Origin of the sequence: Curtobacterium sp. PhB190, assembly GCF_004365385.1 — a bacterium.
Taxonomy (GTDB): domain Bacteria; phylum Actinomycetota; class Actinomycetes; order Actinomycetales; family Microbacteriaceae; genus Curtobacterium.
This window is the reverse complement of sequence record NZ_SODN01000005.1, coordinates 102,754-129,039: the sequence shown is the minus strand read 5'-3', so window position 1 is coordinate 129,039 and position 26,286 is coordinate 102,754. Positions and strand designations below refer to the sequence as shown.

At 69.2% G+C, this 26,286-nt stretch carries 28 protein-coding genes; 10 read left to right on the top strand and 18 right to left on the bottom strand.

The features are described from left to right. Positions 1-493: 493 nt before the first annotated feature. Positions 494-1,078: a recombinase family protein gene (locus EDF47_RS09730; protein ID WP_131921971.1), complete on the bottom strand. Its 585-nt coding sequence runs from the start codon at positions 1,076-1,078 to the stop codon at positions 494-496. A gap of 516 nt (positions 1,079-1,594) precedes the next feature. On the opposite strand from EDF47_RS09730, the gene EDF47_RS09725 reads away from it, so the two are divergent. Further along, entirely contained in the window at positions 1,595-2,149 is a 555-nt protein-coding gene (locus EDF47_RS09725) for a hypothetical protein (RefSeq protein WP_123291680.1), read from the top strand. 23 nt (positions 2,150-2,172) lie between these two features. Then, the gene (locus tag EDF47_RS09720; RefSeq protein ID WP_131921972.1) at positions 2,173-2,631 is read left to right on the top strand and encodes a hypothetical protein; all 459 of its coding nucleotides are present in this window, start codon (positions 2,173-2,175) and stop codon (positions 2,629-2,631) included. Here the strand turns inward: EDF47_RS09720 and EDF47_RS09715 are convergent. Then, positions 2,621-2,989 carry a hypothetical protein gene (locus tag EDF47_RS09715; RefSeq protein ID WP_131921973.1) on the bottom strand — a complete coding sequence of 123 codons (369 nt, stop codon included), beginning with the start codon at positions 2,987-2,989 and terminating at the stop codon, positions 2,621-2,623. The genes EDF47_RS09720 and EDF47_RS09715 overlap by 11 nt on opposite strands. Before the next feature lie 349 nt (positions 2,990-3,338). Here EDF47_RS09715 and EDF47_RS09710 point away from each other — a divergent pair, with 349 nt between their 5' ends. Continuing rightward, a complete protein-coding gene (locus tag EDF47_RS09710; RefSeq protein WP_131922103.1) occupies positions 3,339-4,019 on the top strand; it encodes a hypothetical protein in 681 nt (226 codons plus the stop codon). 466 nt (positions 4,020-4,485) lie between these two features. On the opposite strand, the gene EDF47_RS09705 is transcribed toward EDF47_RS09710, so the two are convergent. The 5 genes from EDF47_RS09705 to EDF47_RS09695 all read right to left on the bottom strand — a co-directional run bounded on the left by EDF47_RS09705 (position 4,486) and on the right by EDF47_RS09695 (position 9,419). Beyond that, positions 4,486-5,895, bottom strand: coding sequence for a hypothetical protein (locus tag EDF47_RS09705; protein WP_133938614.1), 1,410 nt, complete (start codon positions 5,893-5,895; stop codon positions 4,486-4,488). A 284-nt stretch (positions 5,896-6,179) separates the two neighbouring features. Then, entirely contained in the window at positions 6,180-6,344 is a 165-nt protein-coding gene (locus EDF47_RS19805) for a hypothetical protein (protein ID WP_166673217.1), read from the bottom strand. Positions 6,345-6,479: 135 nt separating this feature from the next. After that, the gene (locus EDF47_RS19800) at positions 6,480-6,629 is read right to left on the bottom strand and encodes a hypothetical protein (RefSeq protein ID WP_166673216.1); all 150 of its coding nucleotides are present in this window, start codon (positions 6,627-6,629) and stop codon (positions 6,480-6,482) included. A 214-nt stretch (positions 6,630-6,843) separates the two neighbouring features. Beyond that, positions 6,844-8,031 carry a hypothetical protein gene (locus tag EDF47_RS09700; RefSeq protein WP_133938616.1) on the bottom strand — a complete coding sequence of 396 codons (1,188 nt, stop codon included), beginning with the start codon at positions 8,029-8,031 and terminating at the stop codon, positions 6,844-6,846. Positions 8,032-8,096: 65 nt separating this feature from the next. Further along, positions 8,097-9,419: an MATE family efflux transporter gene (locus EDF47_RS09695; RefSeq protein WP_166673223.1), complete on the bottom strand. Its 1,323-nt coding sequence runs from the start codon at positions 9,417-9,419 to the stop codon at positions 8,097-8,099. Between EDF47_RS09695 and EDF47_RS09690 the strand changes: the two genes are divergently transcribed. Next, complete coding sequence (locus EDF47_RS09690) at positions 9,403-10,371, top strand: ornithine carbamoyltransferase (protein ID WP_243834040.1); 969 nt, start codon at positions 9,403-9,405, stop codon at positions 10,369-10,371. The genes EDF47_RS09695 and EDF47_RS09690 overlap by 17 nt on opposite strands. A gap of 15 nt (positions 10,372-10,386) precedes the next feature. Here EDF47_RS09690 and EDF47_RS09685 read toward each other — a convergent pair whose 3' ends face one another. From EDF47_RS09685 to EDF47_RS09665, 5 genes are all read right to left on the bottom strand, one after another. Continuing rightward, a complete protein-coding gene (locus EDF47_RS09685; protein WP_133938618.1) occupies positions 10,387-11,313 on the bottom strand; it encodes an arginase family protein in 927 nt (308 codons plus the stop codon). 39 nt (positions 11,314-11,352) lie between these two features. Next, complete coding sequence (locus EDF47_RS09680; RefSeq protein WP_133938620.1) at positions 11,353-12,009, bottom strand: response regulator transcription factor; 657 nt, start codon at positions 12,007-12,009, stop codon at positions 11,353-11,355. Next, a complete protein-coding gene (locus EDF47_RS09675) occupies positions 12,006-13,115 on the bottom strand; it encodes a histidine kinase (RefSeq protein ID WP_133938622.1) in 1,110 nt (369 codons plus the stop codon). Before EDF47_RS09675 ends, EDF47_RS09680 begins: the two co-directional genes overlap by 4 nt. Before the next feature lie 68 nt (positions 13,116-13,183). Then, the gene (locus tag EDF47_RS09670; RefSeq protein ID WP_133938624.1) at positions 13,184-13,993 is read right to left on the bottom strand and encodes a hypothetical protein; all 810 of its coding nucleotides are present in this window, start codon (positions 13,991-13,993) and stop codon (positions 13,184-13,186) included. Between the two features lie 184 nt (positions 13,994-14,177). Next, complete coding sequence (locus tag EDF47_RS09665) at positions 14,178-14,990, bottom strand: isocitrate lyase/phosphoenolpyruvate mutase family protein (RefSeq protein ID WP_133938626.1); 813 nt, start codon at positions 14,988-14,990, stop codon at positions 14,178-14,180. 64 nt (positions 14,991-15,054) lie between these two features. Between EDF47_RS09665 and EDF47_RS09660 the strand changes: the two genes are divergently transcribed. The 3 genes from EDF47_RS09660 to EDF47_RS09650 all read left to right on the top strand — a co-directional run bounded on the left by EDF47_RS09660 (position 15,055) and on the right by EDF47_RS09650 (position 16,964). Further along, positions 15,055-15,546, top strand: a complete 492-nt coding sequence (locus tag EDF47_RS09660) for a GNAT family N-acetyltransferase (protein ID WP_208320994.1) — start codon at positions 15,055-15,057, stop codon at positions 15,544-15,546. A 78-nt stretch (positions 15,547-15,624) separates the two neighbouring features. After that, positions 15,625-16,200: a sigma-70 family RNA polymerase sigma factor gene (locus EDF47_RS09655; protein WP_133938630.1), complete on the top strand. Its 576-nt coding sequence runs from the start codon at positions 15,625-15,627 to the stop codon at positions 16,198-16,200. Continuing rightward, the gene (locus EDF47_RS09650; protein ID WP_133938632.1) at positions 16,200-16,964 is read left to right on the top strand and encodes a hypothetical protein; all 765 of its coding nucleotides are present in this window, start codon (positions 16,200-16,202) and stop codon (positions 16,962-16,964) included. Before EDF47_RS09655 ends, EDF47_RS09650 begins: the two co-directional genes overlap by 1 nt. Positions 16,965-17,134: 170 nt before the next feature. Here EDF47_RS09650 and EDF47_RS09645 read toward each other — a convergent pair whose 3' ends face one another. Next, positions 17,135-18,472, bottom strand: coding sequence for a solute carrier family 23 protein (locus tag EDF47_RS09645; RefSeq protein WP_133938634.1), 1,338 nt, complete (start codon positions 18,470-18,472; stop codon positions 17,135-17,137). A gap of 81 nt (positions 18,473-18,553) precedes the next feature. Between EDF47_RS09645 and EDF47_RS09640 the strand changes: the two genes are divergently transcribed. Further along, positions 18,554-20,518 carry a M13-type metalloendopeptidase gene (locus EDF47_RS09640; protein ID WP_133938636.1) on the top strand — a complete coding sequence of 655 codons (1,965 nt, stop codon included), beginning with the start codon at positions 18,554-18,556 and terminating at the stop codon, positions 20,516-20,518. Further along, entirely contained in the window at positions 20,518-21,456 is a 939-nt protein-coding gene (locus tag EDF47_RS09635) for a serine hydrolase (RefSeq protein ID WP_131880861.1), read from the top strand. Before EDF47_RS09640 ends, EDF47_RS09635 begins: the two co-directional genes overlap by 1 nt. Positions 21,457-21,465: 9 nt before the next feature. On the opposite strand, the gene EDF47_RS09630 is transcribed toward EDF47_RS09635, so the two are convergent. The 3 genes from EDF47_RS09630 to EDF47_RS09620 form a co-directional block, all read right to left on the bottom strand. Beyond that, the gene (locus EDF47_RS09630; RefSeq protein WP_133938638.1) at positions 21,466-22,821 is read right to left on the bottom strand and encodes a hypothetical protein; all 1,356 of its coding nucleotides are present in this window, start codon (positions 22,819-22,821) and stop codon (positions 21,466-21,468) included. Positions 22,822-22,880: 59 nt separating this feature from the next. Next, positions 22,881-23,300, bottom strand: coding sequence for a GNAT family N-acetyltransferase (locus EDF47_RS09625; RefSeq protein WP_133938640.1), 420 nt, complete (start codon positions 23,298-23,300; stop codon positions 22,881-22,883). A 137-nt stretch (positions 23,301-23,437) separates the two neighbouring features. Next, positions 23,438-24,136 carry a DUF4232 domain-containing protein gene (locus tag EDF47_RS09620; RefSeq protein WP_133938642.1) on the bottom strand — a complete coding sequence of 233 codons (699 nt, stop codon included), beginning with the start codon at positions 24,134-24,136 and terminating at the stop codon, positions 23,438-23,440. 99 nt (positions 24,137-24,235) lie between these two features. Here EDF47_RS09620 and EDF47_RS09615 point away from each other — a divergent pair, with 99 nt between their 5' ends. Beyond that, positions 24,236-24,511 carry a hypothetical protein gene (locus EDF47_RS09615; protein WP_123294504.1) on the top strand — a complete coding sequence of 92 codons (276 nt, stop codon included), beginning with the start codon at positions 24,236-24,238 and terminating at the stop codon, positions 24,509-24,511. 3 nt (positions 24,512-24,514) lie between these two features. Here EDF47_RS09615 and EDF47_RS09610 read toward each other — a convergent pair whose 3' ends face one another. Together EDF47_RS09610 and EDF47_RS09605 are read right to left on the bottom strand one after the other, a co-directional pair. Next, a complete protein-coding gene (locus EDF47_RS09610; RefSeq protein ID WP_279586403.1) occupies positions 24,515-24,919 on the bottom strand; it encodes an NUDIX domain-containing protein in 405 nt (134 codons plus the stop codon). 32 nt (positions 24,920-24,951) lie between these two features. Next, positions 24,952-26,274 carry a glutamyl-tRNA reductase gene (locus EDF47_RS09605; protein ID WP_133938644.1) on the bottom strand — a complete coding sequence of 441 codons (1,323 nt, stop codon included), beginning with the start codon at positions 26,272-26,274 and terminating at the stop codon, positions 24,952-24,954. Positions 26,275-26,286: the final 12 nt, after the last annotated feature.

The following is a 26,286-nucleotide window of genomic DNA, read 5'->3' as shown; positions in this document are numbered from 1 at the left end:
CCCAACCAGGTCGACTTGATGGCAGTGAGGTGTAGCTGTCCGGTGTCGATCGTCAAGCGGCCACAGGTCAGGAGCCGGCAACTGTAAGAGCCAGAACGATGACAGTCGCGCCGATCACGACTCCGATCGCGCCAGCCCCGATCATGCCCATGCGCGCGAGTCGCGGCCGGAACGGTACTCCGAACCTTCCCCAGGATGCCTCAGAGATGGCGCGCGCAAGTCCGCGTGAGATTGTAATCACGCCAATGCCGGCGACGATCACAAAGCACCCCATGGTGACCATCTCGACTTGCTGTCCAGACATCGGGGCTCCGTTTCTGCTCCCAAGCACGCTACCCAAACCTGGGACGCTCGTGCTTTGAGCTGTCCCGAAAGCCGGTCTTGGGTTCAGCGGACGAGCTTGCTCGAAACTGTCTGGCCGCGTCCGTTACGGTTCCGGTCGCAGGTGAGGCTCCGCTCTCGAACGCCTGCGTTTGAGAGCGGAGCTGGGGGGTTAGCGGTTGGGATGTGCTTGTCGTTCGATGCAGCGGTAGACAGTGGCTCGTCCGATACCGAACAGCTCGGCGAGTTCAGCGACCGAGTGCGTGCCGGCTTGGTGGACCTCGAGGAGGTGGCGTTGTTGCGCGTTGCTGAGTTTGGGTTGCCGGCCGCGGAGATGGCCCTTGGCTTTCGCGATCTGCATCCCTTCCCGTGTTCGGGCTCGGATCAGGTCGGATTCGAACTCGGCCACCATGGCGAGGACGTTGAACAGCAGCCGGCCGACGGGATCGTTCGGGTCGTGGACGGAACCGCCGATGTTCAGCTTGACGTTCTTCGCAGTGAGCTCGTCGACGATGTCCTTCGCGTCGCGGAGGCTTCGTGCGAGCCGGTCGAGCTTCGCGATTACGAGAGTGTCCCCGTCACGACAAGATGCGAGCGCTTCGCGCAGCCCTGGTCGAGATCTGTTCGTGCCAGTCAGGCCATGATCGGTGTGGATGTTGGGCGGGAGGACTCCAAGCCGTTCAAGCGCGACTCGCTGAGCGGTGAGGTCCTGTTCGTAGGTTGAAACGCGGGCGTACCCGATGAGTAGAACGTTCATGGCGCGAGGATCCGCCGACTTCGAGGGTCCGCCTCGTCTCGCAACGCGATCGGCTACCGGACGCCCGTAGCGTCGTGATCATCAACTGCCGCTGAAGAGTTCGATAAGCAGGAGGGTGATGCCCGTCACCGCCACAGCAGCATTGCGCGCGCACAGCGCCTTCCGGGGGCGATGGCTCGGCTGCCTTCGCTGACGAGTTTGCTGCAACTCCGATCCGCGACCTCCGAAAGGGGTACAAGCTAGTGGGGCGAAACACCCGCTCGAGACATCGCGGCTCGTCTGTACGGTTATTCAGGTACGCCGACAGCAACGAGAAAGGCTTCAACGATGAAGTTCAGAACCGCCGCCTTCAGCGCAGCGACCCTTGTCCTCCTCAGCACTCTCGGGCTTGCTGGCCCCGCCAGCGCGGCCACGTCAGCGACCGACGACAACGGCGCAGCTGGTCAAGCCTGCGTCCAAGCGGCAACCGACCTCACCAGCAGCGGTGGAACAGGCGACTTCGCCTGCCTCATCACCATGTCCTCCGAAGAGGCGGCGAACCTCGCGCCACAGTCGAACGCCCGTGCCGACAGCGTCGGCTGCTATAACAGCACCCCCGTGCGCACGATCTGGGCTCCATCGTCGAGCGACATCGTCTACGGCGTGATCTACGGACAGGCGAACGACCCGACCAACGGCTCCTGGAGCAACTGCATCGACCTCACGTTCACCATCGGACTGCAGACCGACAAGCACATCTTCGGCCTGTCCGCTTTCTCCGTCCTCCGCAACTACAACGTGGACCTCAGCGGTGGCATCACTCTTGAGCAGATGGAAGGACTCCTGCCCAGCCGGACGGTGGACTCCACGGGCTACTCGAACCTCTCCGGCGACGGCTTCAACTTCACCGGCTCGATGGGCGGAACACACAACGGCACCTACATCTTCAAGCTCGGCAACATGAAGATCCAGGACTACGAGCGTGCGCACACGTTCAACCTCAACCTCGACCTCTCCACGTACCGTTTCCTGTGCACCCCGGGAGACAGCTGCCGGTACCCGGACGGCAAGGAAGCGCCGGTCTTCGGCTGAAACACCTAAGAGGAGGAGCGCACGTGAACAACCGCATCGAGGCAATTCGTGAAGCCATCAGAGCAGACACCGACCGTAGCGTCACCGCGACAGTCCTCATGCAGGACTTCAACGGTGTCGACGAGTGGAGTGTGAAGACCGACCTCCGGGACGCCAGCTGGACCGCCATCCACGTTGCAACGCAACGCACCATCGTCTCCGACGGCTACAACGAGCGCATCGGTGAGGGGCACAGCAAGCGCCCCCATCCGGCCGCGAGCCTCATCTATCCCGACAGCATGTTCATCTGGGGTGGTGATCAGTCCGACTGGCATCCGACCGACGCAGAAGACGGGGACGGCTTCACCGTGCTCGTCCTTCGACACCGATTGGACCGTTCTCTCCTTGCTTCCATCACCTACGACCAAGAGCTGAATCTCTTTAGCAGGTTCGACTCGCCAACCCGCCTCATCCACCTTCGAGACGCCGCAGTCAGCCGGTGACAGGTACGTACGCCGTCACCCTTTCGTTGGGCGATGACGAGGGCATGAGGTCGTCCTTCTTCCCACGGATGAGGAAGATCGCCAGGAGCGATGCGATGACCATGGCGATGCCGGAGGCGAGGAACGCGGCTGAGTATTCGTCGGTGAACGCAGTCAGCTGGTCACCACCGGCGGCGAGGGTGTGCTCGACGGCGCTGGCGTAGAAGACGGTAAACACGGCCAGGCCGATCGATCCGCCGATGTGGAAGGTCGAGTTGACGGTCGCGGAAGCGACGCCGGCATCCTCGGGCTGCACACCGGTGAGGGCGAGGTTTTGCAGCGGCACGAAGAGCATCGCCAGTCCAATCCCGAGGAGCACGAGCGCAGGGAGGCTGAACTAGGACCAGCCAGTAAATAGCCGGCAGGCCAACGAATCGAGGGGTGCGATGGACCTGTCTCGGTAGACAATCCTCAATCGAGACGGGCTCCGACAAAATACACGACCCTCGAACAGGTTACATTTCCCACAACAAATATTACGATGCGGTAACGGGGTACGGGATCCCCATCCGTTCAGCGGAGGGCGCCGAATAGCTTGCACAGACCGGGAAACACCCGGAGCGCTCACCAGCCGCACATTGCTGGTTCTCCACCCTGCACCAGGGTGTGTTCGGCGCGCACACAGCAGCCGCGCCGAGCGCGACACCTCAGCAAAGGAAACGATCACCATGCGCAAGAGCCTGAAGACCTCCATCACCCTCGCCACGACCGGCGCCCTCGTGCTCGGCGGTGCCGCGTTCGGCATCTCCTCCGCCCAGGCCTCCACCCCCGCGATCCACACGGTCTCGTCGTCGTCGTCGAAGATCCCCGCACCGGTCGCCTCGGTCCCCGAGGTCCTCGGCGGTTCCACCGCCGTGAAGCTCGACTCCGGCTTCACCGACGCCCTCACCGCCCTCAAGCTCACCCCCGGCGTCTCCGGAGATGCGACCCTCGCTGACGGGTCGGTGTCGTTCCCGATCACCGCCGGGTCGGTCACGTACTGGTCGCCGGACGGCAACTACAAGCCCTACGTGCAGGGCCTGCTCAACCACGACGACTCCGGCCTCACGCTGAAGGCCGGCGACACCACCGTCACGCTCGAGAACTTCGTCGTGAACCCGGGCTCCTCCAAGCTCTACGGTGACGTCCTGGTCAACGGCAAGGTCGCCGCGTCCAACGCGTTCCTGTTCGAGCTCTGGGGCGGTTCCCTCAAGCCCCTCCAGCTCGAGGGCGACAACGCCATCCTGACCGGCACCACCGTCCACGTCTCCGAAGACGCCGCCGGCCTGCTGAACAAGACCTTCGGCACCGACGCCGTCAAGCGCGGCCTCCTCGTCGGCACCGCCACCATCACCGCACAGATCAAGTAACACCCCACGTACTCCGGCTGTGCATGGCAGACCGGAACGGCCAACGCCCCGTCGCTCGCGACGGGGCGTTGCTCGTTTCCGAGGAGGGGAAGCAGGCGACGTCCGACGTGCCGCCAGTTACCTCGGCAATCGAGTTCGTTCACGGAGCGCGTGACCTGTGGCCCGCTCGTTCCAACGCACCCGCTCGCTCCCGTAGACACACTCGTGCTCTCCAGAGTGACCAAGGATCAGGTCACATCTCCACCTATCGAAGGTGCTCGGGCAGATCGTCGACATCGTGCAGCAGCATAGACACCACCACCGGCGCCCTCGTCTCACTGAACGATCGGCTATCGAGACGCTGCGACCAGCAGGCTTGCGGCGTGGAACGCCGAGCGGTCCTGGCGGCTGATCGGATGACAGACCCCACCACCCACTTAGGCAGCAGGGCCGCTTCGGAGAGTGCTCCGGTTGCCGGCCCTGAGGGTTATGGGCGGCGGGCGGTTCTGACCCGGCGCGCAAGGATGAGCAGGGCAAGACCAGCAGCGAGCAAAGCGCCGGTGATCAGGAGAGGTCGGGTCGGGTCGGTTCCGGTCGCAGCGAGTGTGTCGTTACCGCCTGCGTCGATCGAGCCCACCGGGGCGGGGCTCGCATCGGGGGATGCGATTGCGCCCGGAGTCGGAGTCGGAGTCGGAGTCGGCGTCGGCGGATTGACCGCGGCGGCCGCGACGACGATCGATTGATTGAGGTCCTGTGAGCCCCGGCTGTTTGAAGTGGTCAGCGTGAACGCGAATGTGCCTGCAGCTGATGGCGTGCCTACGAGCTTGCCGCCCGGAGTCAGCGTGAGGCCTGGCGGAAGGGTGCCGGCTTTGAGGGTCACGTTCCCCCCTCCCGTGACGGCGTATTGATACTCGTAAGTGGCGCCGACCGTGGCGCGGACTGCTTGGCCCGTCAGTGCCGGTGGGGGCGTGATGGCGGTGACAACAGGAGCTGTCGAGGCAGTAGCGGACTGCCCCGTCTCACCCACGCGTCCGGGGATACCAACGTCGACGCCAGCGACGGTGAACTGATGCTTCACCGACCGCGCTTGATCGTCTGCGGGAGTGAACGCGTAATGGCCCGGACAGGTGATCGTGGCACCTGGTGCGATGACGGCGTCAGGGCAGGTGATGGGAACTGCCCCACCAGCTTCGTTCACGCTGAAGGCGTAGGGGATGAGAGACGGATTCGACACCTCGATGCTGTAGTCAACGGCGTCGGGGTGGGGCTGAGACGACACCGTCGCGGTCAGCGTGGCGGGTGTGTCGCTTTGCACGGCGACCAGTGCGCGAGTGGCAACGGATAGATCCGCACCCGGGTTGTAGTCGCAGGTTGGTGACGGTTGCAAGAAGGTCCACGTCGTATCCAGCGGCTTGTCGCCGTTGTTCCCGGGAATCATCAGGTTTCGACGGGAGTCGCCGATACGGCAGTTGGTACCTGTGGTGAACGCGTCGGTATCGGGCGCCGCTGCTTCGGGCAGCGTGAAGGTGCCCTCAAAGAGATTCTCCCAAGTGACATCCCGGAACTCGAAGTGGTAGGTCCCCGCGTCCGGCAGGAAAACAACTGTCGGCTTGCCTCGCATCGAGACGTCGGCGACTTGGATGCCGCTGTCCTCGTCTGTGATGACGACTCGGCATTCGTGCCCTGGCAGATACGAGAGTTCTGACATGGCGAAGTAGTTGTACGCGCTCGGGTTTGAGGTATCGGCGACTGCCCCAACGCATCCGCTTGCGATCCAGTACGTCAGTGGATCAGCGTTTGCAGCTGTGGGGCCCGCCGATATATACGTGCCGGTGAGGCCGGCGATGGCTAGGCCGAAAGCGAGCACGCGCGCGCGACGAGATTTCTTCTGCTTCATGGATCGTCTCAATCTGAGGGGAGTTGCTGCGGCAGGTGCTCGATCACACAACGGGTGGCTGCGAGTGTAGCCGCGGGTGGCACCTCGCGGTGTAGTTCCCACCTCGTCTCGGAGTGTTCCCCACGCGTGGTTTCCGAGGCCGTTGTGAGCACGGTCACGGGGCAGCAGATCAGTGGTTGCAGTTCGTCAATCGCTGAGGTGCGCACCGCGCTGGATCACTTGAGGGGTCGCCCGGGAGCGAGCGAACCTTGAAGCCGTGAGCCGTTGCTATGCAATATATAGCATCAAAACGTACGGCGCAACCAGCTCAGTAACGGTTTGGGCTTCCGCACCAAGATGGCGTCGATGGCGTCGATGGCGTCGATGGCGTCGATGGCGTCGATGGCGTCGATGGCGGCGATGCGGTGGGTATCAAAGACACCAGCCCCACGGCGGGCCGCGCGTAGCACCGGGGAGGGCAGTCCTCCGAACCGTCTCTGAACTCATCACCCCCGCCGGCAATCCGGCGGGGGTGATGCTGTCAGCATTGATGGGCGTCTCGACAGCTGATCCCCCGGTGGGACGGGGTTCAACACAGACGAGGATCAACCTCGTGGACGCCGCACGATCCCCAGGACGACGCAGGCAAGGCCAGCGACGAGCGCGACGACCAGCACCACGAAACTCACCCCATGAATCGTCGGATTGATGATCCCCACAAGCAGCGCGAACGCGATCACGACGACACCGGTCACGGTGAGACTCCGAGCAGACATGTGGCGAGTCAATCAGGACGGGTGCCGTCCCGATAGCCGGTCGACTACCGCGACTTCGTGCGCAGCGGTCCAGCTCCCCCCTCGAGCCCCGTGCTTCCTGATGGGGGCGTTCTCGGATAGGTGGTCCGAAACGATTCCGAATGACGGGACGTCAAACGAGGCGTTCCACCGACGCCCACCACGTGCGGAGGAATCAGCGCCGCCGCACCCCGAGCCCCACCACCGTCACGAGGTTGACAGCACTCCCCACCAAGAACCCCGTCGTCCCACCCGCGACGCCGGCCACCGGCCCGAGCACCGCCATGAGCCCAGCACCGACGACGAACCCGGCGACCGAGGCCAACGCCACCTGCCGTGACCGCCCCGATGCGAGCAGCAGCGCCGCAGGCACGAGCCCGACGGTGAACACCCACACCGCGACCATCAAGTACCGCAGGTCCGCCACGGCGGCAGCGCCCTCGGCGGGGTAGACGATCGGCAGGAACCACCCGGCGAGCAGCGCCACCAGACCGAACACAACGGCAGAAGCAGCGGCGAACCCGACGACGAGCATCAGCGCTCCGCGAGACCGCAAGGACCCACCATCCGTCCGGTGCGCAAACGCCGGCACGAGCACCTGCCCCAGCGCCTGCCCGAGCATCGATGCCGGCGTCGCCAGGGTGAACGCCGCGGCGTAGACCCCGGCCTCGTGCGCCGACGAGGTCACCTGCGCCGAGATCATCGTCAACTGCAGCAACCCGTTCGAGGTCACCACCGCCAGCACGTTCCACGCCGCGAACCCGAGCACCCCTGCGGCGGGTTCGCGAGCGGCAGGGCCGAAGTCGTTCCACCGCGGCCAGCACGCGATCGCGAACACCGTGTACCCGATGGCCAGCGGCAGCAGCACGAAGGGCTCGAGCCGAGTGATGCACGCCACCACGAGCAGTCCGAGCGCGAGCACGCTCGTCACCGAGTCCCAGAGCGCTACCCGCGGCGCCCGGCCGTAGCCGAGCTGCGCTCCGCGGGCGTAGCAGTACAGCCCGTAGCCGACGACGACCCCGACACCACCGAGCACCATGCCGGGCCCGTTGCCCCAGGCGACCGCGACCGGCACGGTGACCGCGGCGAGCACCACGGTCGACACCAGCATCGACAGCCCGAGCACCCGGTTCACCGCGGCGTCCGACCGCCGACCCCGCAACGCGATCGCCAGGTACCGAGAGGCGGTGTTGCCCGCGGCGTTCGGCCAGAGCAGCGCGACGAACACCGACAGGGACAACAGTGCCGTGGTCTGCCCGAGGGTCTCGGTGCCGAACACCCGCCCGACGACGACGGTCACGAGCAGCTTCGCGACGCCCTGCACCCCGATCCCGACCGTGGCGAGCACGGCTGACGACGCCACAGAAGACGACGGAGCCACAGGGGCAGCAGGCCCGCCAGAAGGCCCACCAGAAGATCCAGACCCGCTCACCGCGCCAACGCCTGTTCCACCCATCCACGCCGATGCGCGCGCACCCCGAGCGTCACCGCCCGGACCCCGATGTACCCGAGGGCGAACGCCGCCCACAGCCCCGCGAGCGTCCCGCCGGCCCACCACAGCAGCGGCAGGTACACGACCAGGTTCACGCCGCCCGCGATCGCCAGGTACCGCGCATCCCCAGCGCCGATCAGCACCCCGTCGAGCACGAACACGTACCCGGCGACGGGCATCCCGACGGCGATGAGCACCAGCACGAGCGGCAGCGCGTCCCGCACGGCGGACGAGTCGGAGAACACCGGCCCGAGCACACCACTGACAGCCAGGGTCACCACGCCGAGCAGCGCCCCACCGACGATCCCGAGCAGCACGAGCCGCCGCGTCACCAGCCGGACCCGCTCAGGATCCCGCGCCCCGAGCCCGTGCCCGAGGAGCGCCTGCCCGGCGATGGCCAGGGCGTCGAGCGCGAACGCCAGGGTCGAGAACACGGTCAGCCCGACCTGCGTGGTCGCCAGCCCGGTCGTGCCGAGCCCGGCCGCGGCCCCGACGGTCGCGAGCATCGCGATCCGCAACGACGCGGTCCGCAGGAACAGCCAGGCCCCGGACCGCAGTGCCCGGACGACGCCCGAAGCGCCGGGGCGAAGCGGCGCTCCCGATGATCGTGCGGCCCGCACGGCGATCCGGACGTAGACGATCGCCATCGCCCACTGCACGATGACGGTGCCAGCGGCGGATCCCTCGACACCCCAGTCGGCGCCGTAGATCAGGACGGCGTTGAGCAGCCCGTTCGCGACGAACCCGACGGTCGCGACGACGAGCGGGGTCTTCGTGTCCTGCAACCCACGCAGCAGCCCGGTCGAGGCGGTGACGACCAGGATCCCGGGCAGTCCGATCAGCGAGATGGTCAGGTACGCGGTCGCGGCCGCCGACACCTCGGCCGAGGCGCCGAACAGGTCGACGAGCGGACCGGCGAGCGGCCACCCGACCAGCGCCAGCACCACCCCCAGCGCAAGCGCGAGCCACATCCCGTCGATGCCGGCGTGCACGGCTCCGCGACGGTCGCCACCGCCGAGCGCCCGCGCCACGGCCGGGGTCGTCGAGTACGCCAGGAACACCAGGAGCCCGGTCACGGTCGACAGCACGGCACTCGCGAGTCCGACGGCCGCCAGGGGCGTCGCGCCGAGGTGCCCGACGAGTGCGGTGTCGGTGAGCAGGAACAGCGGCTCGACCACGAGCGCGCCGAGCGCCGGCACCGCCAGCCGCACGATGTCGCGGTCGACCGCGCGCCGTTCGGCAGTGATTGCGGCTGTCATCGTTCGGGGCACCGGGCCATTCTGGCGGGGATGGGGCACGGGCATCGTTCGCACACCCGGTGATGGTCGCCATCGTCGACTTGGCCGGTCCTGCTGGATGGCTCGGTGTCCCGGCCCCTACGCTGCTCGGATGCGTTCTCTCGTCAAGCTCGATGACTGGTCTGCATCTGACGTCGACGCAGTCTTCGACCTGGCTGACGCATACCGTGCGGGCCGGGGGCCCGTGACGGATGGCGCGGCGGTCATGTTCTTCCCGCCGACGAGTCTGCGCACCAGGGCGACGTTCGAGCGGGGCGCTTCGCTCATGGGGCTCGAACCGATCGTGTTCCCGGACACGACACTCGACAAGCCGGAGGCGCTGTCAGATGTCGTTCGCTACCTCGAGAACTGGGTCGACATCGTCGTGGTGCGCCACCACGACCTCGCCGTGGTCCAGGCCTTGGCTGCGGCTCACGCGTTGCCGGTCGTGAACGCGATGACGGACGACAACCATCCGTGCGAGGTGCTGTCCGACCTTCACGCCTTGCAGCAGCGGGGCGACATCACCGCGATGCGCTTCCTCTTCGTGGGCGCGGACGGCAACATCGCCAGGGCGTGGCAGGAAGCCGCTCGCGTCTTGCACCTCGACCTCATCCAGTGCTGCCCGGCCGAACTCGCAACCCCGGGGGCTGCGTGGACCGACGACCTCGAGGCAGCTGTTCGGTCTGCGGACGTGGTCCTCACCGACGGTCCCGGTGCGCATGCTGACGCGCTCGAGCAGTGTCGGATCACGGCGGCGCTCCTCGACCTCGCGCCGCCGGGAGTCCGCTTCAACCCGTGCCCGCCGTTCGTGCGCGGCCGTGAGGTCAGTGTCGACGCGGTCGAACACGCCACATTCGTCGGACACGACTTCAAGGCCGGACTCCTCCCGGTACAGCAAGCCGTCATGGCGTTCTGCCTCGGCCTCGGCTGAGCAGAGGCGTTCTGATCACCGATCCGCTCCAGATCGCGGCTCCTGCAGCTCACGGCCGAGGCCGCCGAGGCTGGCCGTGAGGACCTCTGTCAGGAGTCGGGCATGCGTGCCGTCCGGGTCGAGATCCGGATCGTAGACGGTGATCGATGCGCCGACGGCACGGGGAGCGAGCGCGCGGAGCAGATCGATCAGCTCGTGTGGCGTGCAGCCGCCCGGGTCGGGACTGTCGACGGCGGGCATCACCACTGCGTCGAGCACGTCGACGTCGACCTGCAACCAGTAGCCCGCCGCACCCGCCGTCGTCCGCAGGGCCTTGACGACTGTGGCAGTGCCACGGGCGCGCCACTCCGAGGTCGGGACGACTGCGCCGAGCACAGAGCGGACCTCCGCGAGCTCGGCGTCGTCGTCGCGACAGCCGACGTGAGCAGTTCGTGCAGCATCGAAGTACGGGCCGGCACCGTCGATGTCGGACAGCGCCGGCCAGTGGTGCCCGACGGCGGCGGCGAGGTCCTCCCCGGCCACGCTCGCGCACGCGTCGCTGTTGCCCGGGTTCCGGAAGTCGGTGTGGCCGTCGACGTGCACCAGTCCGACGCCGTCCCGTCGTTTCATCGCGAGGCCAGCGCCGAGCAGCACGCTGCAGTCTCCGCCGATGACCAACGGTGCGGCTCCGGAGGCGAGCACCGTGTCGATGCGGTCGGCGAGCCGCCGCGCGTGGTCGATCACGGCGCGTTCGTTGCGAACGACACCGGGCGCACGGGTTGCGTCATCGTCGACGTAACGGCCGGGAACGACCACGCCGGCATCAGCAGCTCCCTGCTCCGCGAACCGGCGGTGGAGGCCGGCTTCGCGGAGCGCCTCGGGTGCTTTCGCCGTGCCGGGCACCGCGCCTGGCTCTGGTGGCCGCAGGCCGAGGTTCGTCGGGGCAGAGACGAGCGCGATCACCCGACTGAGTGTGTCAGACCGTGCCCGCCTCGCTGTCGGTCAGGTGAGGTGGTTTTCGTGGGCGTAGATCGCTGCGGCGATGCGGTTGCGGAGGCCGAGCTTGGTGAGGACCCCGGCGACGTGGGTCTTGACGGTGACCTCGCCGATGCCGAGCGCTGCGGCGATCTCGGCGTTCGACTGGCCCTTCGCGACGAGGAGGAGCACCTCGTTCTCCCGCTGGGTGAGGTTCGGGAGTGCGCGCCCGTCTGGTGCCCGGAGCGGCCCGGTCGGGAGTTGCGGTGCGAAGCGGTCGAGCAGGAGCCGCGTGATGCGGGGCGCGGTCACGGCATGGCCGGCAGCGACGGCGCGGACGCCCGCGAGGAGCTCGGCGACCGGCGCGTCCTTCAACAGGAATCCGCTGGCACCGGCACGGAGCGCCCGGTAGGCGTACTCGTCGAGGTCGAAGGTGGTCAGGATCAGGATCTTCGCGTCGGGGTCGTCGGCGAGGAGTCGTCCGGTGGCTTCGAGACCGTCCATCCCGGGCATCCGGATGTCGAGGAGGACCACGTCCGGGCGAAGTGCCTTCGCCTGACGGATGGCGCTCCGACCGTCCGGGGCCTCGCCGACGACCGTGATGTCCTCTGTGTCGTCGAGGATGAGCCGGAATCCCATCCGGATGAGGGCCTGGTCGTCGACGAGGAGCACGCGGATGGTCATGCTCGTGCTCCTCCGGGCCGGATGGCGAGGGGGATCGAAGCAGCGATCCGCCATCCACGGGTGCCATCGGGTCCCGCCTCGAGGATGCCGCCGAGCTGGGTGACGCGTTCTTCCATCCCGACCAGCCCGGAGCCTCCGGCTCGGGTCTCGTGCGCGCCTCCGGTGCCGTCGTCCTCGATGCTGAGGACGAGCTCGTGTCGCGAGGCCGTGATGTTCACGGTGAACGTGGTCGCGCTCGCGTGCTTGAGGGTGTTCGTGATGGCCTCCTGGGTCACCCGGTACACGGCGACCCCGATCGCTGCCGGAACTCGGTCGACGGCGCCGTCGGTCTGCAGTGTGGCACGCAGGCCGGCTGCGGTGACGAGGTCGAGCAGCGCCGGTACCCCGTCGATGCTCGGCGTGGGCAGCAGTCCATCGCTCGCTCGGATCGTCCCGACCGCGTGACGGGTGTCGGCAAGGGCCGTGCGGGCGGTGCGTTCGATCAACCCGACGGCCTCGTCCACGCGCTCCGGTTGCCGAGCCGCCCTGCCGGTGCTGGCCGCCGCGAGGGTGACGATCACGGCGAGGCCATGGGCGATGACGTCGTGCATGTCCCGTGCGATCCGGGTGCGCTCGTCGGCGACCGCGAGCAACGTCTGCTGCTCACGTTCACGCCGTGCCCGAGCGCTCTGCTCCTGCAGGACCGCGACCACGCGGCGGTGGCTGCGGACCGAGGCACCGCACGCGGTCGCCGCGAGGACGAACACGGTGAGGACGGTCAGCATCTCCGTGACGTGGAGCCCGTGCGGCCACGTGACGGACGCGGCCACCGCGCCCACCTCGGCGATCCCGACCGCGACCGCGGTGTCCCGCACCGGGCGGTGGGCGGCGACCGTCGCCAGCGCCACCAGCACGCTCACGTCCGCAGCGAGCTGCACCCCGATCGACCACTGCACGGCAGTGACGACGCTGATGCCGAAGAAGACGGCAACGGGCCATCGTCGACGCACAGTCAGCGGCGCGATCATCGCCAGCGACAGCGTGACGTACGCCACGAGCAGCGGGTCACCGGCCCGGGCGTGGAAGACCAGCTGCGGTGTCACCGCGACGGCGAGAGCACCGGCCATGACGGCATCCGCCACGATCGGGTGCGCCCGCCACCACTGCCGCACCGTGCGGTCGTGACCCAGGACCCTCACATCCCGCTGCCGTCGAAGAACGCGGCCAGGGCGGGTGCCGTGTCCGCGACGGTCGACAGGTTCGCCAGGAGCACGATCCCGAGGAACAACAGCATCCCGGGGAGCAGGATCCCGCCGCCGGCGAGCACCCGGCGGAGACGCCGATCGGCCTTCGGGGTCCGGGCCCGCTGCACCCAGATCGCCGCTGTCCCGGCGACGACCACGATGAGCGCAGCGACCGTGGTCACGACGAGTGCTGCGTGGTAGCGGCGGAAGTCATCGATGAGCGCGGCCAACGGCGGCGTCATCGTCCCGGACGCGAGCTCACCGCGGACCTGGAGCACCGAGGTGCCGTCCATCGGGAGGAAGTTCAGCACCGATGACAGCGGAGCCACCGCACCCTGCACGTTCGCCATCACGACCAGCAGCACGACCGGGGCGATCGGAGCACCCAGGATGCCGACCAGGAACAGCCCGACGCGACGCCCCCGCGATCGTGCCCGTGCGAACGCGGTCCAGACACGTTGCCCGACCGGGACCAAGACGACCAGCAGGGCGACCGCGACGATCGCCTTCACGACGTGGAACACGGTCCAGAACGACACCGCGGCGGCCAGCGGCGAACTCGACGTCCGCCCGGACCCCACCCACTGCGCGAACCCAGAGGCCACGGCTCCGGGAAGCGCCGCGACGGACAGGTGCGTCCCCGAGGACCAACCGGCGATCGCTGCCGGCCACACGACCACTGCGATCGTCAGCGCTCCAGCCAACGTGAACCACACCACTCCACGGCGATCCACAGTTGCCGGCGTGTTCGTCATCGTCATCGTCATCATCATCATCATCACCCTCCACCACGTCGGGCGCATCCCGACGAGACAACGGTAGGGAGCGTGACCACACCGCCGCGTCCTCCCCGGACACGAGATGTGGGGTCGGCGAACCTCCTCCTCGGGGAGGACCCGGCAGACGGAACCCGCGAGTTTCACACGCTCGGCACGGTTCCGGGGTTCAGTCGCGGACGACCTCGTTGATCGTGGCCCAGCCGAGCGTCGGTGGTGCCGAGACCACAGCACCCGGCGTGCCGAACATCTGTGCAGCCCAATCGCTGGCGACGCTGTACGCGGCTTCGGCGATGGCCGATCCAGCGCTGACCCGGCTCGCCCCCGCCCGTGCGAGGTCACCGACCGACAAGGTCCCGGGCCCGAACGCGACGTTGAGGGGCAGCTCGATCGCGTCCACGAGCATCGAGATCGTGGCGGCCGACAGCGCTCCGAGCACGAAGACGCCACTGGCGCCGGCCCTGGCGTAGGCGTTCGCACGGGTGAGCGTCTCCTCCACCCAGACGTCGCTCCCGGGCGCGCCCAGCAGGTGGGTGTCTATCCGAGCGTTGACGAAGAGTGGGATGCCGGCGTCATCCGCAGCCTGGCGGGCTGCGCGGATGCGGTCCTCCTGTTCCGCCACCGGCCGGAGGGAGTCCTCGATGTTCACGCCGGAGACCCCGAGCTCGAGGAACGCGGACACGGTCGAGGCGACGTCGCCCGGTGTCTCGCCGTACCCGCGCTCGATGTCGGCGGTGAACGGGACGTCGACTGCCGCTGCGATCGGCCGCACGGCGTCCAGCGCGCCGTCCCGGGTCAGATCGTTGCCGTCCCGGTGACCGCGTGACCAGGCGACGCCGGCGCTCGTCGTCGCGATCGCACGCGCTCCGGCCGAGAGGACGATGCGTGCGGACGCGACATCCCACACGTTCGGCAGGACGACCGGTGCACCGAGGACGTGCATCGAGTGGAAGTCTCGGGTGCGCTCGAGGTGCGTGCTCATCGTGCAATCTCAGCACATCGCCCATCGCGACGCTTCCTGGAGATACTGGGACATGCTCGAGCTGGTGAGACCACAGGCGACGTCCTTCCGAGCGTGGTCCGACGCGCATCGTGAGTGGGGCCCGGGCCTGCACGAGGACGGGTTCGGCATCACACCCCACGACGACGTCGACGACGAGGACGGCTTCCGCACCTGGGTCGATCGGCTGCACACCCGCCCCGGCGCGCACTGGTGGATCGTCGAGGACGGGCGCGTGCTCGGGGGCATCGCGCTCCGCTCTCCGGGGGACCCGAGCGTGGTGCAGTTCGGCCACGTCGGGTACGGGATCCGACCGTCGGCACGGGGCCGCGGTGTGGCGACGTGGGCACTGGGTCAGGTGCTCGCGCATGCCTCACGGATCGGCATCGATCCGGTCCTCGCCGTGTGCCGCGACGACAACATCGGCTCGATCGCGACGGTGGAGCACTACGACGCGACCCTCGTCTCGACCGAGCGACGCGGGACCGTCCGCCTGCGGCACTACGCGATCTCGAAGTCGCACCGTCGTCCGGGGTAGCGAACCGAGCGGGATGCGTCGTCGGCGCCACTCCGCAGCTGTCTGTAACGCTGGAGCCATGACCGGACACTCCAGAGTGTGAAGGACGAACAGGACGACGGCCCGCTGTGGACGCGAGCGGTTCGTGATGACGGGGCTGCGTTCGCCGCGCTGTTCGACCGGCACCGACCGCGCATCTACCGACGGGCGTTGAGCCTGACGGAGCACTCGCACGACGCCGAGGACATCACAGCGGCGGCGTTCTACGAGCTCTGGCGCAAGCGCAAGAGCGTCACCCTCGTGGCGGGTTCCGTCGCTCCGTGGTTGCTGGTCACGACGGTCAACCTGACCCAGAACCATCGACGCGCAGCGGCGCGGTACCGGAGGCTCCTCGAAGCGCTCCCTCGGGACGATGCCCAGGCTCCAGCCACGGACGCCGAAGACCTCGAGGCCCGCGAACGCCTCAGGACGACGATCCGGGGGCTCGCGCCGCAGGACGCCGCGCTGCTGGTGCTCACCGGGGTCGAGGAGATGCCGGTCTGGCAGGCGGCGCAGGCGGTCGGTCTCAAACCACCCGCGGCACGCGTGCGGCTGCACCGGATGCGGCAGCGCCTGCAACGCGACCTGCACGATCTCCGTCCCAGTGTCCGCAACGCCCCGGAAGGCACCTACTGATGAGCATCGACATGAACCCCGACGCTGCCGCGGCGGTCCGCTCGGAGCTGGCCGCCATCGGGACACGACGGAGCGCCCTGCAGCGACAGCAACGACGTGCACGCATCGGCGTCTCGATCGTCTCCGTCGCAGCGATCGCGGTGACGACGAGCGCCGCCGCCCTGGTCGTCGCCGGGCTCCCGGGGACCACGACGACGGCAGCAGTCGGGCGCACGACCACTGCGACGCGCACCGGTCCCGCACTGATCGACATCGGGCAGGCTCCCGACACAGCTGGGGCCGTGATCGTCGACGTCACGTGCCGCAACGACGTCGGCATGGTCCAGGTCCCCACCGTCGGCGGGGGCACATCCGGCCTGAGTTGTCGGGACGAGGGGACGATGCGCGTCGTCGACGGCCGGCTCCCGGAGCGAGGGACGACGACGTTCAGCATCGAAGCGTCAGCGGGGACGAGGTGGACGGCGACGCTGCAGTACGCCACCGCGGTTACGTCGGACTGGGCGGTCAACGACAAGGGCCAGACCTACGGGGTCCCGAACGCGTCGGGGCACCCGGATCTGGTCCCCGGGAGGGCGGACAACGGCCGCAAGGGCTGGGTTCTGTGGAGCGAGCCGGACGGCGGCGATGTGTACGAGTCCGACGGCACGACGGTCGTCGGGCATTGGACGGCGCGGGTCGCCGATGAGGTCCCGCTCGATCAGCGGTACATCGACGAGCAGGAGTCCGTGCAGACCGCGACCCCGTCGCCCAGCGCGCCCCGCTGAACCGGGCGGGGAGTGTGTGCGGACCGGAGCGACCAATTGGGGGGGGGGGGCGTCCCGGTCCGCAACGCACCACGTGACGGACTGGAGGCCCGTGGCGGCGCCGCCACGGGCCTCCAGTCCGGTGGTCCCACGTCGTCAGGCCGGACGCGCGCTTCGGCCGACCGCTCGCATCAGTCGGCGCGCGGCTCCGCGGGGACGGCGCCGGTGGCGGCGTGCGCGGGGTCGGCGACCTCGGTCGGGGGCGCGTCGGTGCCACGGGCCCGACCGATCAGGTCCATCAGGTGGTAGACGACGATCGCGGCGATGGTGCCGAGGATGATGCCGCCGAAGCTCGCCTGGCCGAACGCGAACGTGAAGTCCGCGATGCCGATGATGAGCGCGATGCCAGCGGTCAGCTGGTTCTTCGGCTTCGAGAAGTCGACCCGGTTCTCGACCCAGATCCGGATGCCGATGACACCGATCAGGCCGTACAGGGCGGTGGTCGCACCGCCGAGCACGCCGGCGGGGACCGAGGAGATGACGGCACCGATCTTCGGGGAGAGGCCGAGCAGGACGGCGGCGATCGCGGCGACCCAGTACGCGGCGGTGGAGAAGACGCGGGTGGCGGCCATGACGCCGATGTTCTCGCCGTAGGTGGTGGTGGCGGAGCCGCCGCCGGCACCGGCGAGCACGGTCGAGACGCCGTCGGCGAAGAGCGCCCGGCCAGTGAGGGGCGTGAGGTCACGGCCGGTGAGCTGCCCGACGCCCTTCACGTGCCCGACGTTCTCGGCGACGAGCGCCAGGACGACCGGCACGAACGCCAGGTAGATCGCGAGCTGCGACGGGTCGAACGCGGGAGCGGTGAACGTCGGCAGGCCGATCCAGGCGGCGTCGCCGACCTTCGAGTAGTCGACCTGGCCGCCGATGAGTGCTGCCACGTAGCCGACGAGCACGCCGATGACGATCGACAGACGACCGATCAGCCCCTTGAACAGGACGGTGACCAGGATGATCGCCGCGAGGGTGATGACCGCGACGACCGGGGCCGCCGTGAAGTTGTCCTTCGCCGCGGGCGCCAGGTTGAACCCGATCAGGGCCACGATCGCACCGGACACCACCGGGGGCATCAGCCGGTCGATCCAGCCGGCGCCGGCCAGGTGCACGACGAGCCCGACGATCGCGAGCAGCGCACCGACGACGATGATGCCGGAGAGCGCGAGGGGGATGCCGCCGATCTTCGTCGCCGCGCCGATCGGAGCGATGAACGCGAACGACGACCCGAGGTAGCTCGGCAAGCGGTTGCCCGTGATGAGCAGGAACAGGATCGTGCCGATGCCGCTGAACAGCAGGGTCGTGGACGGCGGGAAGCCCGTCAGCAGCGGCACCAGGAAGGTGGCACCGAACATCGCGACGACGTGCTGCACGCCGAGACCGATCGTCCTGCCCCAGGTGAGTCGCTCGTCCGGTGCCACGATCGTCGTCGCGGAGACGGTCTTGCCGTCGCCGTGCAGCTTCCACGGAAGTCCCATGCGATGACCGTACCGGCAGCCGTCCACAGGTGACGACGCACACCGACCTGCTGCATGGCGTCGGTGGCTATCGTGGACCGCATGACCGACGTCGCACGTGCCTCCGGCATCCACACTGACGAACTCGACCCAGCGGTGCGCCCCCAGGACGACCTGTACCGCCACGTGAACGGCACCTGGATCGCCGAGACGCCGATCCCCGACGACAAGGCCCGCTACGGCTCCTTCACGGTGCTGGCCGAGGCCGCCGAACTCGCCGTCCGCGAGATCATCGAGCGCTCGCAGCAGGCCGCACCCGGCACCGAGGAGCGCAAGGTCGGTGACCTCTTCTCCTCCTTCACCGACGAAGCACGGCTCGAAGAGCTCGCCACCGCGCCGATCGAGCCGCTGCTCGCCGAGATCACGGCCATCGAGTCCGTGCCCGAGCTCATCGCCACCGTCGGACGCTTCGAGCGCCTCGGTATGCCGAGCTTCCTGCAGCTCTTCGTCGACAACGACCCGGGCGACCCCGAGTCCTACGTCGTGTTCCTCGAGCAGTCCGGTCTCGGGCTGCCCGACGAGTCCTACTACCGCGAAGAGCGGTTCGCCGACATCCGCACGAAGTACCGCGAGTTCGTCGCGGCGATGTTCCCGCTCGCCGGGTTCGAGGACGGCGGCGACCGCACCGAGCACGTCATCGCGCTCGAGACCGCCCTGGCGTCGAAGCACTGGGACAACGTCACCACGCGCGACAGCCAGAAGACCTACAACAAGCTGCCCTGGGCCGAGGTCGCGGCGCTCGCCGAGGGCATCGACCTGCAGACGTGGTGGGAAGCCATCGACGCCCCGGCCGGCGCGTTCGAGACCGTCGTGGTGCGCGAGCCCTCGTTCATCACCGGCCTGGCCGAGCTCCTGCGCGACCAGCCGCTCGAGGTCTGGAAGGACTGGCTGCGCTGGCAGGTCATCCGCGGCTCGGCCGCGTACCTGACGAGCGCGTTCTCGGCCACGAACTTCTCGTTCTACGGCACCGCCCTCACCGGGGCGCCGAAGCAGCGCGAGCGGTGGAAGCGCGGCGTCTCCCTGGTCGAGGGCGCGATGGGTGAGGCCGTCGGCCGGATCTACGTGCAGGAGCACTTCGACGAGACCTCGAAGGCCACGATGGACGACCTCGTCGCCAACCTGGTCGAGGCGTACCGGCAGAGCATCACGGCGCTCGACTGGATGACCGACGAGACCCGTGCGCGTGCCCTCGACAAGCTCGACAAGTTCACGCCGAAGATCGGGTACCCGGTCAAGTGGCGCGACTACTCGGCGCTGCCGGTCGTGCCCGACGACCTCGTCGCGAACGTCCGCGCCGTCGCGTCGTTCCAGGTCGACCGCGAGCTCGGCAAGATCGGCAAGCCGATCGACCGCGACGAGTGGTTCATGACCCCGCAGACGATCAACGCGTACTACAACCCCGGTTTCAACGAGATCGTGTTCCCCGCGGCGATCCTGCAGTTCCCGTTCTTCGACGCCGACCGCGACGCCGCCGCCAACTACGGTGCGATCGGTGCCGTCATCGGCCACGAGATCGGGCACGGCTTCGACGACCAGGGCTCGCAGTACGACGGCGACGGCAAGCTCGAGAACTGGTGGACCGAGGCGGACCGCACGGCGTTCGAGGAGCGCACGAAGGTCCTCATCGCCCAGTACGACGCGCTCGTCCCGACCGAGGTGCCGGACGGCCACGTCAACGGTGCCCTGACGATCGGCGAGAACATCGGCGACCTCGGTGGCCTGTCGATCGCGTGGAAGGCGTACCTGCTGTCGCTCGACGGCCAGGAGCCCCCGGTCGTCGACGGCCTGACCGGTGCCGAGCGGTTCTTCCTGAGCTGGGCGCAGGCCTGGCAGATGGCGATCCGTCCGGAGGAAGCCGCGCGCCTGCTGTCGATCGACCCGCACTCGCCGAACGAGTTCCGGTGCAACCAGGTCGTCCGCAACATCGACGGCTACTACGACACGTTCGGCGTGACCGAGAAGGACGCGATGTACCTCGACCCCGCCGAGCGCGTCGCGATCTGGTGATGGTGGAGCCGGACGCGGCTCGGTCGTCACGCCGTCGGCGGCCGGAGGACCGCTCGGATGGTGGCGGTCGGGCCCGCGGTCGGCACAGCGGTCGGCCGGACGACCGCTTCGGCGCCACGACCGAGGCCCTCGGTGCCCTCGCCCTCGACGGCGCCGGCGTCAGCGCCTCGGTGATCGACACCTCGACCGGCAAGGCCCTGCTCGCGATCGACGACACCGTCGTGCAGCCCGTCGCGAGCCTCGGCAGGGTGCTGCTGCTGATCGAGGTCGCGGCGCAGCTCGAGGACGGCCGCCTGCACGGTGACCGCCTGCAGCGCATGGCGCGGGACACCGCGACCGGCGCCGGCCTGTGGCAGTTCCTGCAGGAACCGACGATGCAGGTGCCCGATCTGGCGACCCTGGTCGGTGCCACCGGTGACACCTGGGCGATGAACGCACTGTTGTCGACGGTCGGCATCGACGCCGTCCGCGAGCGTGCCGAATCGCTCGGCATCGAACGGACCGCGCTGATCGACCGAGTGCGCGACCGTCGTGGTCCGGACGACGCCCCGGATGCCTCGGTGGCCCCGACGGGTGAGCTCGCGTGGGTGATGCGCGGACTGGCGCTCGGGGAGGTCGTGGACGAAGCGGTCTCGAACCGGGTGCTCGGCTGGCTGTCGCTGGCGAGCGATCTGAACCTGGTCGCCGGCTCGTTCGGCCTCGATCCCCTGGCGCACCGTGCGCTCGACCACGGGTTGCAGGTCGTCGCGGTCACCGGGTCGAGTACGGGCGTCCGTGCCGAGGCCGGGATCCTCCGGGGTCCGGGGTCGTCGGTCAGCTACGCCGTGACGGTGACGTTCGACGACGCCTCGTTGCAGCGGCGCCTCGCGGTCATCGAGGCACTGCGGACCATGGGCACCGAACTGCTCGAGGCAGTGCACGCCCCGGCGCGCCGCTGACCGGGTCGCTCAGTTCCCCTCGGACGTTGCGTCGGGTGGCGGCACGCAGGCCGACTCGGCGGTGAGGCTCAACCCGTCGACGGTGCCGCGGATGCTGGCGGTGGCCGGGTCTGCGCCGGAGGAAGACGACCAGAAGTCGCGGCCCATCGCGCGGTCACTGACCCCGAGGCCCTCGGACGTCCAGAGCGCGGTCACGGCGTCGAACGGCTCCTGGGCGTCGTCGACCACGTCGAACACGGGCACCACGCTGAGCGCCGTCGCCCGGGTGCCGGTCGGGTCGGACGACCCGGACGTCGCGCACTGTTCGGTGCCCGTCGTCACGGTCGCCGGGACCCCGGCGGCGGCTGCTGACCGCTCGAGGAACGCGCGGAGCACGGTGGCGCGGTCGTCGACTTCTGCACGGACCCACGGGGTCGGCGTGGGACTCGTCGGTGCGTCGCCGTGCGGACCGGCATCCCGCGGCTTGGGTGCGTCGAGGGGGAGCCCGAGCCACCCACTGACCGCGCCGCTGCCCAGGTCGAAGGCGGTCCGCGGTGCGCGGTGTGCATCGGCTGCCTCGTCCGTCGTCGCGGCGAGGGTCTCGGCGACGTCGCCGAGCGGACGCACGCCGATCGACAGGGACGGCCGATCGGCCACTGCCGGGAGGCCGGAAGCGTCGTCGGGGGCCCGCGCCGCGTCTGCATACGTCGTCCCGGGCGAGTAGTAGAGGCGCTCCACGTGGTGGTCGTCGGCGAGTGTGTCGATCATGCGCATCAGGGCCCGGCCGGGGTGCGTGGCCGTGACGTCGACGGACACGTCGCCGCGGCTCAAGGTCGTCGTCCTCGTCGTACTCGTGTTCGTCGGCTCTGGACCGGTGATCGTCCGCACACGTTTCGCTGCATCGCTGAAGCTGACGTCCCGCACGAGCCCGATCCTCGAACCGGTCGGGGTCATCCACAGCTGTCGCACGAAGGTCCGCGTGCGCAGCCGACCGGCCAGGCCGACGACCCTGCGGTCCATCGGATCGAGGCTGACCGGAGCGGTCTTCCGCGCAGACGGCACGTCGAGTGTCACCTGCAGCGTCGTGCCGGTGACACCGCGCTCGGCCGTCCGCCGGACCCGATCGGCGACGGCGAGGTCGGCGGTGTCCGCTGTGACCTGGAGCGACGTGAGCCAGTGGTCCGGGTCGTCCTTGGCGTCGAACTGGCGGATCTCGCCCTCGGTCGAGCCCACGCCGGGCAGCCGATCGACGTCCGCGATCAGGTCCGCGAGCGCCGACTCCGACCCGTGCGGCGGCGGTGGCATCGTGCACGCTGCGAGTGCCAGCAGGGCCCCGAGTGTGGTCGCGATCGCTGCCGCGGACCGTGTTCGTCTTCGAGCCCCCATGCCGTGAGTCTAGGAACGGGCCGTCGCAGTGCGGTATCGGTCGCGAGACCCATCGGTGCTCAGCGGAGGACCACGAACGACCGCAACGGCTGCGGGGCGACGTCGTGGACCTCGACGAAGCCACGTGACTCGTAGAACGCGCGCTGACCTGGCTCCGCATCGGTGAGCAGGACCGTCTGGCGGACACCCGCGTACCGCTCGAGGACAGCGTCGAGCAACGCGCCGCCGACGCCGGACCGGTGCGCTTCCGGCACCACGAGCAGGTCCTGGACGTAGACGATCGTCACGCCGTCGGACACCGTGCGGACGAGCCCGAGCATGCGGTCGTCGTCGTCGCGTGCGGTCAGCACGGTGTGGGAGCCGGCGATCGCCCTGGCGAGGGCGGCGGGGTCCTGCGTGTACACGGTCCACCCGACGGCGTCGTAGAGGGTGAGGAGTTCGTCGGTCCCCGGTCGTTCGTCCCTGATGGCGAAGGTCACCGGTCCATCGTGCACGAGGCCCGAAGTGGGCAGGCCGAGGTCGACACCGCCGCCGGGCGTCCGGTGAACTGCCGGAGGTGCCCTCCGTGGGCATCACGGCGATCCGGCTGCCCGACGAGCCAGCCGTCACCCACCCGCTACGACGTCGCCTGCCCCTCCGGCACGAGCGCCTGCACGGACAGCAGCGACGCATCGGCGGACGAGCACGCCTGGTAGTCGGCGTCCTTCACGAACAGCGACTGCTTGGATCCGGGCGGGTACACACGGAAGCCGTCCGGGGTCTTCGGCGAGCAGTCGGCCTTCGAGTAGTTCCCGGCCTGGACGATCTTGAGCGGCGCCACGGCGGTCTGCCCGGCGGCCAGGGTCACGGTCGGGTGCGGTGAGCTCTTCTCCTGCGTCGCCGCAGCACCGATCTGGGTGCCGTTGCCGCCGCCGACGAACGAGACGCCCGGCCAGCCCTGCAGGGTGCAGGTGGTCGACCCGGTGTTCTGCAGGGCGAGGTGCACGATGACGCTGCCGGCCGCACCGCCGCTGCCCGGCTCGATGCTGGCGGCGAGCGAGGACGCGGCACAGCGACCGCCAGCGGCCGACCCGGACCCCGACGACCCGGATCCGGAGGACCCGGGACCGGTGCCGGCCGACGCCGACGAGCCGGACGACGGGGTCGCGGACGACGACGACGCCGACGAGGACGACGACGCGGACGGCGACGGCGCGGGCGCGGTCACCGTCTCGGTGGCGGAGGGCTCCCCGCCGGAGGCACAACCCGCCAACGCCCCGACTGCGACGAGCCCGGTGACGGCGAGCAGGAACTTCGATCGACTGCTGCGTTGCATGGTGCACAGGCAACCACCACCGGGAGATCGCGGTTCGGTCGGCATCCAGGGACCGCGAGCACACTCCGGAGCAAGGAACCCGAGCAGCGGAGGTCGGACATGACGGGCAAGCACGAACAGGCACGTGGCGACGAGGGCCGCGCGGACGGGGTCGAGACCCGCGCAGGTGCCTTCACGGACAGCGACATCCCCGGCGAGGAGCGCGTCACGACGACGGAACCCGTCGGCGAGTTCGTCGCGAGCGACATCCCGGGCGAGGCCCGCCCGGAGTCGAGCGGACCCGACGGCGAGTACGTCGAGTCGGACATCCCCGGTGAGGCCGAACCGACGCAGGACGGCGAGACCGGCCACTACGTCGACAAGGACCAGGCCTGACCACTAGTCGATGCGCTCCGCCGCCACCAGGCGGCGGAGCGTCTCCACGCCCGCTGGCGGGCAGCGACCGGCGTCCGCCGAGGTGACCCACTCGACCTCGTCGACCTCGGCCGAGGCGACGGGCGTGGCGGAGTCCAACGGGCCTCCTGGTCGGACCAGGAACAGGGTCATCGCGACCATCGTGCCTGGTGCCTGCCCGTGGGCCGGCTCGAGGACGACACCGAACGGGTCGACGTCATCGGCGGTCACCCGCAGACCGGTCTCCTCGTGGGCTTCGCGGATGGCGGCGTCGAGGTCGGTCTCGTGCGACTCGGCCTTGCCGCCGGGCAGGTAGAGCACGTCGCGCGCTCGCGCACGCACCATCAGGACGCGTCGGTCCCGCACCAGCAGGAGCGCGCTGACCCGCAGCGTGGGTGGCTGGGTCGTGTCGGCCGGGAGGCTCAGCTCGCGTCCGCCTCGTCGGCGCGCTTCGAGACGGTCGGGTCCAGGGCGGTGCGATCGGCGAGCGGGACGACGGGCGCCGGCAGCTCTGCCTCGGGCTCGGGTCGCACGCCGAACAGGGCGTCGATGGCCCCGACGAACTCCTCGCCACGGCCGGCGCGGCCGAGCTCGCGGGCCCGGACCGACGGGCGGTGCAGCAGGACGCCCACCAGGTGCCGGAGGGCGCGCTCGGTGTGCTCGGCGGACTCGCCGTCGGCGTCACCGCGGCGCTTCGCACGGTCGATCTCGTCGTCGAGGATGTCGAACACGTGCTTGCGGAACGCGACGAGGGCCGGGGTGGTGGACTGCTCGAGCGCCTGCGCCCGGAAGCGGGACACGGCGTCGTCGACCATCGCGCGGGCCTCGGACTCGGCGTTCAGCTCGGAGATCGGGGCGTGCAGGCTGATGGTCTCGAGGTCGAGCAGCTCGACGCCGTCCACGCCGGCAGCGGCCGGGTCGACGTTACGGGGGAGTCCGAGGTCGATGACGATGCGGCGGATGCCGTCGTCGAGATCGGCCGGTGTGACGACCGGGAGCTCGCTCGACGTGCAGGTGATCACGACGTCGCTGGTGCCGATCGCGTGGCGAAGGTCACGGGCGGCGACGAGGTCGTGCTTCGCGGCGAACCAGGCGGCCCGGCCCGAGGGCGAGAACACCTGGATGTGCACGGCGCCGCGGTCGCGCAGGGCCGCGATGGTGGTGGCCGCGTAGCTGCCGGTGCCGATCAGCAGCACGCGGGTGTGGGCCCAGTCGGTGACGCGCGACGACGCGAGCTGCAGGCCGAGGCGCACGAGCGAACGACCGGCGGCACCGATCCGGGTGCGGGTCTTGACGCCGCGCGAGGTGTGGGCGGCTTCCTGGAACAGCCGCTCGAGGTCCGAGGTGGTGGTGCCGTTGCTCCGGGCGTCCTCGAGCGAGCGGCGGACCTGGCCGGAGATCTCGGTCTCGCCGACGACGACGGACTCGAGTCCGCTCGACACGGCGAACAGGTGCTGCACGACGTCCTTGCCGCCGAGCACGTTGACCGAATCACGCAGTTCGGTGGCGTCCAGGTCGCTCGCAGCGGCCACGGCCTGCACGGTGGCGGCGACGGCGGAGTCGCGGTCGTCGCCGGCGATGTCGAGGTAGGCCTCGAAACGGTTGCAGGTGGCGAGGACGACGGCGCCGTCCAGGACGTCGGAATCCGTCACGAGGTGGCCTGCTGCGGCCGGGGCAGCGATGCTCAGTCGCTCCAAGAGGTCGAAGCTGGCGTTGCGATGCGACGCCGTGAGACAGATGAGCACGTAGCCAATGGT